The organism is Sphingomonas sp. GW821-FHT04B01, from assembly GCF_059420425.1.
This window is the reverse complement of the sequence record NZ_JBWKTR010000011.1, coordinates 43977-56471: the sequence shown is the minus strand read 5'-3', so window position 1 is coordinate 56471 and position 12495 is coordinate 43977. Positions and strand designations below refer to the sequence as shown.

Below are 12495 nucleotides of genomic sequence, written 5' to 3'. Positions count from 1 at the left end.
GTCATTGACGTATATGCAGTAGACGTCTAACCGGCATTGTTATGGATGATGCAACCTTCCTTGCCAGCTATGATCCCGCCGCCTTCCCGCCTTTGGCGGTGGCGGTAGACGTCGTCTCCCTCACCTTTCACACCGGCGCGCTTCACGTTTTGCTGACAAAGCGTACCGAACACCCGGCGCGCGGGCGGCTGGCCCTGCCTGGCACCTTTGTGCATGCCCAGGAGGAACTGGGCGCAGCGGCGCAGCGGGCGTTACGCGACAAAGCCGGCCTCAACACGCCGGTGCGGCAGTTCCAGGCCTTTGGTGCGGTCGACCGCGATCCCCGCATGCGCATCGTCAGCATCGGCTACATGGCCGTGGTCGATGCCGAGACCATGACGGCGGCCACCGCCTCGGCTGCGGCAAGTGAGCTACTCGCCGTCACCGGCGACACCGTCCGCAACGCAGCTGGGCGCCGCACCGCGCTACCCTTTGACCATGGCGACATCCTTGCGCGCGCGCTGTCGGATCTACGCCGTGACCTCGACCGCGATGGCTGGGCGTTCGGACTGCTCCCAGACACGTTCTCGCTGCGCGAGTTGCAGGCGCTCCACGAGGCCATTCGCGGGCAGACACTGAACAAGCCGGCGTTTCGCAAGCGGCTCATCGAGAGCGGCCGCCTCGAGGCGACCGGGGACATGGAAACCGGCAAGGGCTTTCGCCCGGCCGAACTTTATCGCGCAAGGAGGAGCGAACATGCCGCAGACTAAGCCCATGCGTAGCCGAGCAGCTGATGCGCGCACCAGCGTGTCACATCCCCTCCAGATTGCGACTGTCGCAGCAGGCCCAGGTCTTGGCAGCGTCGGCATCACCTTCTGTCCCGGCAAACAGCAGCCGCACAGCGCGACCGGCGCATGGGCGCGCGATCTTGGCCTCGACGTTGCGGCAGTAGCCGATTGGGGCGCGGCAAGTGTCATCACGCTGGTGGAAGATGACGAACTTGGCGCCCTGGGCGTTGCTGGCTTGGGGCCGGCAGTGAGGGCTGCCGCAATGGCCTGGCACCACCTTCCTATCCGCGATGTGTCCGTGCCGGGCGCCGCGTTCGAAGAGGCATGGAGGCTCAGCGGACCTGGCGTTCGCGATCAGCTGCGCGCAGGGTTCAAGGTGCTGGTGCATTGCAAGGGGGGCCTCGGCCGCGCTGGTATGATCGCCGCTCGCCTGCTCATCGATCTTGGCTGGTCGCCCGAAACGGCGCTCGCGGCTGTTCGCGTGGTACGGCCGGGTGCGGTCGAGACCAAGGCACAGGAGGCTTATGTGCTGGCGCTGACGCCGCTGTCAAAAGAGCGGCAAGATCGCTCGGCTGCCGGCATCCGCGACCGCAGCCTTGGCGCGTTGCTAGGGCTTGCGGTTGGCGATGCGCTCGGGACAACGCTGGAGTTTACCCGGCGTGACAGCGGTACCGTGCTGACCGACATGATTGGCGGCGGCCCCTTCAAACTTCGCCCAGGCGAATGGACCGACGACACTGCCATGGCACTAGCGCTTGCCGACAGCCTCGACGAACGGCCTTGCTTCGACGCCCGCGACCTGATGACCCGCTTTGTCCGCTGGTGGCGGCTGGGTGAGTATAGCTGCACGGGCCGCTGTTTCGACATCGGTGTGACGACACGGCAGGCGCTTGGCCGCTTTGAACGCGATCTCGAACCGTATGCCGGCAGCGATGATCCGATGAGCGCGGGCAATGGATCGTTGATGCGACTGGCCCCGGTTGCAATTCGTCATTGGCAAGATCGTCAGGTCCTTGCCGACATCGCGGCCCGGCAAAGCCGCACCACCCATGCGGCACATGAAGCGGTCGCCGGCTGCGTCGCCTATGCCGAGCTACTGGCCGACGCCATATCCGGCATGGCACGACGCGATGTTCTTGCGGCGCAGCGCAGCAGCGATGCGCCCGCCATTGCCGCCATCGTGGCCGGCAGTTGGCGCGGCAAGTCGCGCTGCGACGTCCGCTCTTCAGGCTATGTCGCACATTCGCTCGAGGCGGCGCTGTGGTGCGTAGGGCGCACCACCAGTTTTGCCGAGGCGGTGTTGCTCGCTGCCAACCTTGGCGACGATGCCGACACCACCGCCGCGATCACCGGACAGCTTGCCGGGGCACTATACGGTGCCAGCACCATCCCTCAGTCATGGCTGCAACGCCTGGCTTGGCGCGACCGGATCCGCCAAGCTGCTGACCGCCTTATCGCAGTGAGCGAAAGAGCATGAGCAAGACAGCGCCGTTACCACCGCCGTCGACTAACGGCTCATCGAGCAATGCCGCTCGCTGGCAGGCGGTGTTCGGCTGCCCACCGCCTCAGCGGCTGCCGAGCCTGGTGGAGCAGGCAATCGCCTGGCGGGAGCAGGTCTTGCGGCATGGCGATGTTTCTCCTGCCGTTGCGCATGACCTTCAGCTTGCTGCCGAGCACGCCCTGGCGCGACGCGGCGGTAACCCGGTGTCAGGTGATTCGTCGCAGGGCGCTGACGGGGACTTGGCCCGTACGACGACTGCCGATGGTGATCACGCCATAGCGCCCACGACTCGCGCTGCGCCTTCCTCACTCAAGCCGCCCGCACCAACATCTAATGGTCGCACTGCCGCCCTTCCCCCAGCAGCAAGCCAGCTGCTGCCAGGTAGCCAACTCATCAAGGCACATGGCGGCCGCAACCATGTTGTCTTGGTCGAGGAGGCCGGCTTTCGCTATCAAGGCGAGCTGTTCAGCTCGCTGTCGGCCATCGCCAAGCATATCACCGGCACGCACTGGAATGGCTTGCTCTTCTTCGGCTTGAGGAAGCGTCGCACCTATCCGCCAAAGCCCCGCCGCCATGGTTGAGCCGAAGGCGATCCGCTGCGCGATCTATACGCGCAAGTCGAGCGAGGAAGGCCTCGAGCAATCGTTTAATTCGCTGCATGCGCAGCGGGAGGCGTGCGAGGCCTATATCGCAAGCCAGAAGCATGAAGGCTGGCAGCTTGTCTCAACAGCATATGATGACGGCGGCTTTTCCGGAGGCAGCATGGAGCGACCAGGGCTCAAGGCACTGCTTGCCGACGTCGAAGCCGGGCTCATTGACACCGTCGTCGTCTACAAGGTCGACCGGCTGACCCGGGCGCTGTCAGACTTTGCCCGCATGGTCGATCGCTTCGATGCACGAAAAGTCTCATTCGTCAGCGTGACCCAGGCCTTCAATACCACCACCAGCATGGGCCGCCTGACCCTCAACGTGCTGTTGAGCTTCGCACAGTTCGAACGCGAGGTGACAGGTAAGCGCATCCGCGACAAGATTGCCGCTTCAAAGGCAAAGGGCATGTGGATGGGTGGTGCCGTGCCGCTTGGCTATGATGTTGTCGACCGCCTGCTCATCATCAACGCCCCCGAAGCAGAGCAGGTGCGTGCTCTCTTTCGACTGTACCTCAAACACCGCAACGTCGACGCCGTCGTCGAGGCTGCCGACAAGGCCGGCATCCGCTCCAAATGCCGCACCTCCGCCCATGGCAGAACCACGGGGGGCACCAAGCTCGGTCGTGGTTCGCTCTACAGCATCCTTGCCAACCCCATCTATGCCGGCGAAATCGGCCACAAGGGCAAGCGCTTCCCCGGGCAGCATCAGCGGATCGTTGCCGCCAACCTTTTCGACGCTGTCCAGCAGCTACTCGACACCAACCGTCGCAAAGCACGAGGAACACCCTCGGCGGGGTCCGGCCTGATCCTGTCAGGGCTCGTCCACGATGCTGCTGGCCAGCGAATGACCGCGACCCATACCGGCAAGGCCAACCGGCGCTATTGCTACTATGCCTCCGCCATGACCCGGGTCCCGTCGACTGACCTCGACAGCCTTGTCCTTGGTGAGCTGCGCGATACGCTTGCCTCCCCTGCCCGGCTTGCCACTGCGCTGCCCAGCCTGGACCGTGTGTCGCCAAAGCTTTTCGCTAAGGGCGCAACGCTGGCTGCGACGCTAGATCGCAACGACCGTGAGTCGACCGATCCACTGGTGCGCGAGCTTGTCGCCCGGATCGATGTCACCGAAGCTGGCGTTACAACCACCTTACATTTGGCGGCGCTGGGTATCCCGGAGGCGAATGGCTGCATCATTACGCCCGCGACCCTGGGCCGCGCCAAGGCACGACTGAGCCTGGTCGTTCCAGGCCATAGCAACCCGAAGCCCGATAACAGCCTCATCGCCCTTGTCGCGCAAGCCCGCGGCTGGCTGGCCGAGCTGACCAGCGGACGGCAGACGTCCATCCAAGGTGTCGCGCAGGCCTCTGGGGTGACATCGGCTTATATCAGGCAGCATATCGGTGCTGGTGTCCTTGCGCCTGATCTTGTCACCCGGATCGTCGAAGGCCGCCAACCGCCCTGGCTGACGCTTAACCGTCTCACCGAGATGCTGCCGCTCTCGGCCGATTGGTCCACGCAGCGAGTCTTGTTCGCCGCACAAAACTGACGCTTTTGCGTCGTTTTTGCTTGCGTCTCGACAGACGTCAGACGATCACCGTGCCGCTCCCGAAATACGCGGGAGCGGGGCTTCGAAACCTCTTCAAGGAGTCAGCCGGTCACTTTCGAGGGGCCGGGTGGCATGCGCGCATGTCCAGCCGGCTTGCCGGTAAAGGCGCATGCGCCTGTTGGACTCCTGCAGGTTTCGAACATCCGGCTTCGGCCGTCGCCCCGAGAGGAACATAGGGGCGACCATCGGCGAAGCTGTACGAGGCGCCCCGCAACAGGGGAGTGCCACCATGAATTTACTGAAACTTTTGATACCCGCATGTGGGTTGGCCATGGCAGGTTGCACATCAACGAACGCGATTCTCGCCAAGGATGCCGACGAGGTGTTTCATAGTGCCTCGCCCCCGCAAGAGGTCGCCGCCTGCTTTGAACATGCCAACCACATGCGTGTGATAGAGCGTGCAGACGGCGCACGAGTTGCTCAGTTTCGCAATGGCTATGGCGGGGTTGTGAAATCCTTCTCCATTTATCCCGAAGGCAATGGCAGTCTGATCGAATCGCGCCATAGCGCCCTTGGCGTGCCCGGAATGAAGTGGCGCCGCTGCGTAGGGCTGACCGCACGATGAGCGGCTTTGAACCCGAACCCGGCAGCGAGGCATGGGACCAATATGTAGCAGACCTGGGCCTTGATCAGCCGGGAAGCAAAGCCTGGCATCTCAAGCGCCGTCAAGACCGAGCCACCCGACCATGGTATGCCAAAAAGCGCACCATCATTCCTGCTGGACTGTTCGGCCTGATCTTTCTGATTGGCATGATACCCGCCGCGCCGCCTGCAACAACGGATACGTCGGCCAGCGACGTCTCGCTCAGTTCGGCAGGCCTGGAAACGGCAGATCGCGCGATGAGCTTTGAGGAATGTAATCGTGAGATCCGCACCATTGCCGATCAATTTGGTACCCCGATCAACATCGTCGACAGCGCCGGCATGCGGATTGTGCGGTTTAACGCGACCGATGGTTCAGTCCTGGTGACGTGCTCAGCGCCAGAGGAGAAAATGACCATCGTCAAATCACCGCACCACGGATAGACGGCATTCGCCGTGAGGGCGGAGCCCACGCGTCCTCCTCACGGCATCGACTTCATCATTCCCGCGGCTTGGCGCCCTTGCACCGCGCGATACATGTCTGAATCTAAGACTGTCTGCGGAATGCGAGATACCGTCTTGCTTCGGTGGGTAATGCTCGATGGTACCGCGCCAACGCCTCATGCTGGCGAGCCACCTGGTCTTGCAGCACTGCCAATTGATCATCGATCAGCACCCGCACCACTGGTTCCTCCTCGACCGATCCACGGAACGTGAAGCGGATGACGCTGGCATCCGTGTCGAGGTGCCCCGAGCACGGTGGCAGCGGCTTCCCTATTTCCGAATAGGCAAACAGCAGTCGCTCATCGCCAAGGTACCGCACCTCGACAATGGTCTGGGGCGCCCGCGATACTGCCGCTTCTTCGACAAACTCCTCCACTTCAGCGAGCACCAGTGGACGCAACCCCGCCGATAGCGTGATAGCTCCGGGAAGCAAGTCGCAGTTACTCGACCATAAAGCGTTCGTATCTCTATTAACAACCTCCGCCGCTTTTGCTATAAAGTGCTCATTGAGGAACAATATCAGACGCTTTTGGAATAACTGATTTTTTGTATGCAGAGCTTCTTGGGGCGCATCCCCCATCCCCTTACTCTTCGATTGACTGGCAACATGAGCAGTTATCACTCTTTCAAAACGACTATCCGCATGAAGCGCGTCGTCGCCAAGTCGCTCCCGACACTCGGCAAGCTGCGCCTGCAAACGTTGATATGTAGCGTTGTGCATCCCTCTGGGGCGTCCGCGACCAACCTCGGCCTCTAACCGAGCAACCTTCTCAGTAAGCCTTGCATTGTAGCGGATAAGGCTGGTGCGATTGACGAGACCATGACAACTCCGGCACCGCCATCGCTCCGCTTTTGCGATCAAGTGCTTCACGGGCCGATCGCAGCCCGAGCAGATCGCATAAGGCTCCTGGCGGTGCATCCCAGCACGCTTCCAGATAAAGTGGATTGCCTCTTCCCCGCTGAAAGGTTCCTCGACGTTCGGCTCGGAAATCTGGAACGCGACGCGCAGGACATCATCGAATCTCGACCTGACCTCCGCCCCACCAATGACGCGACCTGCTTCGTCCCGCCAAATGATCGTGCCGGCGCCGGAGTCATATGCCCGGTGCAACGCCGCGATCGGAATGCGGCAGAAACCCTCGCTGTAGCGCACGCTGCTAGCTCCCGAGGGCATCGCATATGGCAGCCCTTTTTTATGCTCCGTCAATTTAAGACGCCGAGCCGTACAAATCACCTGTGAAATGCGTAAAACGGGCGCCGAGACGCCGATACAGGGCAATCGGCAGACACCCGCTGATAGCGCGTCTATAGACGCACAACAGCAAGCCTAAGACCCTGCTAAATCAACAAAAATTTAAGGTATGAACGTCCCGGCTAGGACGACTTGGCGGAGACGGAGGGATTCGAACCCTCGGTACGGTTTCCCGTACGACGCTTTAGCAAAGCGTTGGTTTCAGCCACTCACCCACGTCTCCGGATGCGGCAGAGTGGGCGCTATAGCGGCGGTGGGCGGGCGGATCAACCGCGCTTGGTCGTGCGATCCGACGGAATTTCGCGGCATCCCGCCATTCGTTCATTGCCCGGCAAGCGCGACGATGGTTAACCTCGCGCGCATCGGGTTGTCCGAGGGGGTTGGCATGCGTGTGTTCGGGTTTTCCATGGCGGCGGCGAGCCTGCTGGCGGCGAGTGCGCCGGCGCAGATGACGACGATCGATCCCAATCGTGCGATCGACGGCGACCTCGCCACTTCCGCCCCTGCGCGTACGCCCGCCCAATCGGCGCCGCGACGCGCCGATCCGCCGGCCGCGCGGGACGACACCCCGCAGCCGGGCTTCGCCCCGTCCGCCCCGCCGGCCGCCGCGGTGCCGGAGGAGGCAAGGGTCGAAGCGGTCAATCGCGCCGCCGACACCTATCAGCGCGACGACCTGCTCGCCGCGGGCGAAGGCGTGTTCGGCAAGGGCGCGGCGGGGCTCGCCGGTCTGCTGGAGAAGGTGCTGAAGGAACAGGGCCAGCCCAACGCCTATATCGCCGGGCGCGAGGCGGCGGGCGCGTTCGTGGTAGGCTTACGCTACGGCTCGGGGATCATGAGCCACAAGGTCGAGGGCCAGCAGCCGGTCTATTGGACCGGCCCGTCGATCGGCTTCGACGCCGGCGGCGATGCCAACAAGGTGTTCGTGCTGGTCTACAATCTCTATGACACCGCGGATCTGTTCCACCGCTTTCCCGCGGCCGAGGGGCGGCTGTATTTCGTCGGTGGTTTCGCCGCGACCTATCTGCGCCGCGGCAATATCGTATTGATCCCGATCCGGCTCGGCGTCGGTTATCGCGCCGGTGTCAACGTCGGCTATATGAAGATCACGCGCAAGGCACGCTGGATGCCCTTCTGATCGGGCGGCGGCCGGCGGCTCAGACGTCCAGCCGCCAGCCGATCGTCTCGCCGGCCATGAACGGCACGACCGCGGTCTCCCCGGTGCCGATCCGATCGGGGACGGTGACGGGCGCGCGGACCAGCGTCACCGTACCGCTGTTGAGCGGCAGGCCATAGAAGCGCGCACCATGTTCGGCGGCGAAGCCTTCGAACCGGTCGAGCGCGCCCTCTTCGTCGAAGACGCGCAGATAGGCCTCCAGCGCATAAGGCGCGTTGAAGATGCCGGCGCAGCCGCATCCCGATTCCTTCGCGCCGACGACATGCGGCGCGCTGTCGGTGCCGAGGAAGAAGCGCGGGCTGCCCGAGACCGCCGCACGCCGCACCGCCAGCCGGTGCGATTCGCGCTTGGCGACGGGGAGGCAATAAGCGTGCGGGCGCAGGCCGCCGTCGAAGATCGCGTTGCGGTTGATCAGCAGATGCTGCGGCGTGATCGTCGCCGCGATCGGATGCGCCGCCTCGGCGACGAACGCCGCCGCCTCGGCAGTGGTGATATGTTCGAGCACGATCTTGAGCGCGGGATAGTCGCGGGTCAGCGGTGTCAGCACGCGCTCGACGAACACCGCCTCGCGATCGAAGATATCGATGCTGCGATCGGTGACCTCGCCGTGGATCAACAGCGGCATGCCGATCCGCTGCAGCGTCTCGAGCACGGTCGTCAGCCGGCGGATGTCGGTGACGCCGTGGGCGGAATTGGTCGTCGCATGCGCAGGGTATAATTTGCACGCCGCGAACAGGCCGGCGGCATAGCCCTCCGCGATCATCCCGGCATCGGCGCCGTCCGTGAGATAGCAGGTCATCAGTGGCGTGAAGTCCGCCCCCTCGCCCAGCGCCGCCATGATCCGCTCGCGATACGCCGCCGCCGCCGCCAGATCGGTCACCGGCGGGGTCAGATTGGGCATGACGATCGCGCGCGCGAACTGGCGCGCGGTGTGCTGCGCGACCGCGGTCAGCATCGCGCCGTCGCGCAGATGGACGTGCCAGTCGTCGGGGCGGCGGATGGTCAGGCGATCGGTCATGCCCCTCCCTATCGGCGACGGGCCGACGCCGCCAGCTTGATGACGCCCGATCGGACACTAGGTAAGACGGATGAACACCACCCTTTCCGATCGCGCGCTCGTCCGCCTCAGCGGGGACGACGTCCGCGGCTTTCTCCAGGGGCTGGTCACCAACGACGTGATCGGCGCGCTGCCGGTCTGGACCGCGCTCCTCACCCCGCAGGGCAAGGCGCTGTTCGACTTCATCGTCTGGGCGGATGGCGACGACCTGTTGCTCGACGCCGAAGCCGGGCAGGTCGACGCGTTGGTCCGGCGCCTCGGCCTCTACCGGCTACGCCGGGCGATCACGATCGCGCGCGACGATGGCCTCGCGGTCCATTGGTCGCGCGAACCCGGCCGGGGCGTTCCCGATCCGCGCCTCGCGCACCTCGGCTGGCGCTGGATCGCGCCCGCCACCGCGGCGGCGACCGGCTGGCAGGCGTACCGTCTGTCGCTCGGCGTCGTCGAGGGCGTCGGCGAGCTCGGCAGCGGCGAGACCCTGTGGCTCGAATGCAACGCCCGCGAACTCAACGGCGTCAGCTTCACCAAGGGCTGCTATATCGGCCAGGAGAATACCGCGCGGATGCACCATCGCGCCAAGGTCAACCGCCGCCTGGTCGTCGCCCCGCTCGGTGAAGCGGGTGATCGCACCCGCGCGACCTATCCCGATCTCGGCCTGATGATCGAGCATCGCCGGGTCGAGGCGATCGGCGATGCGCTGCGCCCCGACTGGCTGGCCGCAGCGCTCGCCGAGGATCAGCGCCCGACCGCGGTATAGGCGAACCCCGCCCCTTCGACATCGTCGCGACGATAGACGTTGCGCAGGTCGACCAGCACCGGCGCAGTCATGATCGACGCGAGCTTGGGCAGATCGAGCGCGCGGAACGCATCCCATTCGGTCACGATCACCACCGCATCCGCGCCGGCCGCCGCCTCATAGGCGTCCTTGCAATAGGTCAGCTCGGGCATCATCCGCCGCGCCGGCTCGATCCCCTCGGGATCATAGGCGCGTACCGTCACGCCGGCGTCGCGCAGCGCCTGTGCGATTGCGATCGACGGCGCGTCGCGCATGTCGTCGGTATTGGGTTTGAACGTCAGGCCGAGCAAGGCGACCGTCTTGCCCTTCGGACCGTCGCCCAGCGCGTGCAGCACCTTGCGCCCCATCGCCCGCTTGCGGCTGTCGTTCACCTTGACCACCGCCTCGACGATATGGACCGGGCTTTCGAAATCCTCGGCGGTCTTGAGCAGCGCGAGCGTGTCCTTGGGGAAGCACGACCCGCCATAGCCGGGACCGGCATGGAGGAACTTGGCGCCGATGCGATTGTCGAGACCGATGCCGCGGCTGACGTCCTGGACGTTCGCGCCCACCGCCTCGCAGAGGTCGGCGATCTCGTTGATGAAGGTGATCTTGGTCGCAAGGAACGCATTCGCCGCATATTTGATCAGCTCGGACGTTCGCCGCCCGGTGAACAGGATCGGCGACTCGTTGAGATACAGCGGCCGATATACGCCGCGCATCACCTTGCGTGCCGCCTCGTCGTCGGTGCCGATGACGATCCGGTCGGGGCGCTTGAAGTCGCCGATCGCGGCGCCTTCGCGCAGGAATTCGGGATTGGAGACGACGGCGACCGCGACGTCGGGCCGCTTCTCGCGCAGGATCGCCTCGACCTTGTCGCCGGTGCCGACCGGCACGGTCGACTTGGTCACGACGACCGTTGGACCGGTCACCGCCGCGGCGATCTCCTCGGTGGCCGCGAAGACATAGCTGAGATCGGCATGGCCGTCGCCGCGACGCGACGGCGTCCCCACCGCGATGAAGATCGCATCCGCACCGGCCACCGAGGCGGCGAGATCGGTGGTGAAGGTCAACCGGCCGGCCGCGACGTTGGTCGCCACCAAGGCCTCCAGCCCCGGTTCGTAGATCGGCATCCGCCCCGCCTCGAGCGCGGCGATCTTGCCTTCGTCCTTGTCGACGCAGATCACGTCATGGCCGAAATCGGCGAAACAGGCCCCGGACACCAGGCCGACATAGCCCGAACCGATCATCGTGATGCGCATCGATTACCCTCTTGGCGGATGGGATGAACCCCGCCGCTCTCTAGCCGAACGCCCGCCGATTGCCAGTCTTCCCGCTGCTACGAACAGTCGTCCGCGCGCAACCGTGAAGCAACGGCGTCGCGGTCGCCGCATCGCCGACATACAAAAAGGGAGGCCGGCTCGCGCCGACCTCCCGATTTGCATTCCTGCGGTAGGAGCTGGTCTTACTGACCGGCGCCCGGGCCGTAGGTGACTTCCACGCGACGGTTCTGCACTTCGCGAACACCATCGGCGGTGTCGACGCGCGGACGGCTCTCACCGAACGCTTCCGTCGAGATGACACCGGCGGGGATGGCGTGCGACGTGAGATACGCCTTCACCGAGTCCGCGCGGCGCTGCGACAGGCCGACGTTGTACTTGGCCGAACCCGACTTATCGGCGTGGCCGGCCAGCATGACCTGCGCGTTACCGCAGCTCTGGTACTGGCTGACGGCGTTGTCGAGGATCGACGCGGCCTCAGGCGTAACGTCCGACTTGTCCCATTCGAAGAACACGATGAACGGACCAGGCGAGCAGACCGGAGCCTCTGCAACCGGCGCCGGGGGCGGCGGGGGCGGGGGCGGCGGCGGCGGCGGGGGCGGCGGCGGCGGCGGGGTCGGCGAACCGAAGTTGTACGTCACGCCACCGAGGATGCTGTGCGAACGGAAACGGCCGTCGAACTGACGGTTCGTCGCATCGACCAGCTTGACGTTGTCGGCGTTGAAGAAACGATACTTCAGCGTCGCGTCGATATGGTCGGTCAGCGGAGCGCGGACGCCGGCGAGACCCTGCCATGCGAACACGGTGTCGGAGTCGTCGACGAAGTTGCCGCGGTTGTTCAGGCCGTAGTTCGCCTTGACGCGAGCCACACCGACACCGCCGCCGACGAAGCCCTGGATGCCGTCGTCGTCGCCGAAGTCGAGCAGGCCGTTCAGCATGAAGCTGAGCGCCGAGGTCTTGCCACCGGCATAGTCATAGGTGCCCTGCGGAACCGAGACCAGCGCGCCGGTCGAGGTGTACGCCGGGGTGGTCAGCGTCGAGCTGTAGCCGTCGACGGTCGCCGAACGGTAGCCGACTTCGGTTTCGACGCGGAACCCGCCGAAATCGTAGCCGATGACGCCATCGACGTCATAGCCGTAATTGTGGTCGACCGTAGCCGCCTTGGAGGTTGCACCGATGTCATAATCGATGTCTTCGACGATCATCGCGCCGCCTTCGACGCCAACGTACCACGACTTGTCGCGGGCGAGGGCGGGAGTGGCGAGCGCGGTGGATGCCAGTGCCAGTACGACGGCAAGCTTCCGCATAGGAGTCCCCTTTCTTGAGTGTCACTACGGACAGGGCAAACTCACT

At 64.6% G+C, this 12495-nt stretch carries 12 protein-coding genes and 1 tRNA gene; 8 read left to right on the top strand and 5 right to left on the bottom strand.

The genetic code is table 11. From position 1 onward, the window contains the following. Positions 1–41 precede the first annotated feature (41 nt). The 6 genes from AC07UH_RS19475 to AC07UH_RS19450 all read left to right on the top strand — a co-directional run bounded on the left by AC07UH_RS19475 (position 42) and on the right by AC07UH_RS19450 (position 5544). Positions 42–749: an NUDIX hydrolase gene (locus AC07UH_RS19475; protein ID WP_495181843.1), complete on the top strand. Its 708-nt coding sequence runs from the start codon at positions 42–44 to the stop codon at positions 747–749. Next, a complete protein-coding gene (locus AC07UH_RS19470; RefSeq protein ID WP_495181842.1) occupies positions 736–2244 on the top strand; it encodes an ADP-ribosylglycohydrolase family protein in 1509 nt (502 codons plus the stop codon). Before AC07UH_RS19475 ends, AC07UH_RS19470 begins: the two co-directional genes overlap by 14 nt. Then, the gene (locus AC07UH_RS19465; protein WP_495181841.1) at positions 2241–2849 is read left to right on the top strand and encodes a DUF2924 domain-containing protein; all 609 of its coding nucleotides are present in this window, start codon (positions 2241–2243) and stop codon (positions 2847–2849) included. The genes AC07UH_RS19470 and AC07UH_RS19465 overlap by 4 nt, the downstream gene beginning before the upstream one ends. Continuing rightward, positions 2842–4458 (top strand): recombinase family protein, encoded by a 1617-nt coding sequence (locus AC07UH_RS19460; RefSeq protein ID WP_495181840.1) that lies wholly within the window; start codon positions 2842–2844, stop codon positions 4456–4458. Before AC07UH_RS19465 ends, AC07UH_RS19460 begins: the two co-directional genes overlap by 8 nt. Positions 4459–4747: 289 nt before the next feature. Next, on the top strand, positions 4748–5083 hold the full coding sequence (locus AC07UH_RS19455) for a hypothetical protein (RefSeq protein ID WP_495181839.1): 336 nt from the start codon (positions 4748–4750) through the stop codon (positions 5081–5083). After that, positions 5080–5544, top strand: a complete 465-nt coding sequence (locus AC07UH_RS19450) for a hypothetical protein (RefSeq protein WP_495181838.1) — start codon at positions 5080–5082, stop codon at positions 5542–5544. Before AC07UH_RS19455 ends, AC07UH_RS19450 begins: the two co-directional genes overlap by 4 nt. Before the next feature lie 103 nt (positions 5545–5647). Here the strand turns inward: AC07UH_RS19450 and AC07UH_RS19445 are convergent, their stop codons facing one another. Together AC07UH_RS19445 and AC07UH_RS19440 are read right to left on the bottom strand one after the other, a co-directional pair. Next, on the bottom strand, positions 5648–6757 hold the full coding sequence (locus AC07UH_RS19445) for a hypothetical protein (protein WP_495181837.1): 1110 nt from the start codon (positions 6755–6757) through the stop codon (positions 5648–5650). Between the two features lie 232 nt (positions 6758–6989). After that, positions 6990–7079 (bottom strand) — tRNA-Ser (locus AC07UH_RS19440). 162 nt (positions 7080–7241) lie between these two features. Between AC07UH_RS19440 and AC07UH_RS19435 the strand changes: the two genes are divergently transcribed. Further along, positions 7242–7991: a DUF1134 domain-containing protein gene (locus AC07UH_RS19435; RefSeq protein ID WP_038665227.1), complete on the top strand. Its 750-nt coding sequence runs from the start codon at positions 7242–7244 to the stop codon at positions 7989–7991. 19 nt (positions 7992–8010) lie between these two features. Here the strand turns inward: AC07UH_RS19435 and pyrC are convergent, their stop codons facing one another. Then, positions 8011–9048, bottom strand: a complete 1038-nt coding sequence (gene pyrC, locus AC07UH_RS19430) for a dihydroorotase (protein ID WP_495181836.1) — start codon at positions 9046–9048, stop codon at positions 8011–8013. Positions 9049–9118: 70 nt separating this feature from the next. Between pyrC and ygfZ the strand changes: the two genes are divergently transcribed. Next, positions 9119–9844, top strand: a complete 726-nt coding sequence (gene ygfZ / locus AC07UH_RS19425; protein WP_495181835.1) for a CAF17-like 4Fe-4S cluster assembly/insertion protein YgfZ — start codon at positions 9119–9121, stop codon at positions 9842–9844. On the opposite strand, the gene AC07UH_RS19420 is transcribed toward ygfZ, so the two are convergent. Continuing rightward, on the bottom strand, positions 9823–11124 hold the full coding sequence (locus tag AC07UH_RS19420; protein ID WP_495181834.1) for a UDP-glucose dehydrogenase family protein: 1302 nt from the start codon (positions 11122–11124) through the stop codon (positions 9823–9825). The two genes, ygfZ and AC07UH_RS19420, sit on opposite strands and share 22 nt — an antisense overlap. A gap of 203 nt (positions 11125–11327) precedes the next feature. After that, positions 11328–12449, bottom strand: coding sequence for an OmpA family protein (locus AC07UH_RS19415; RefSeq protein ID WP_495181833.1), 1122 nt, complete (start codon positions 12447–12449; stop codon positions 11328–11330). Between the last annotated feature and the right edge of the window lie 46 nt (positions 12450–12495).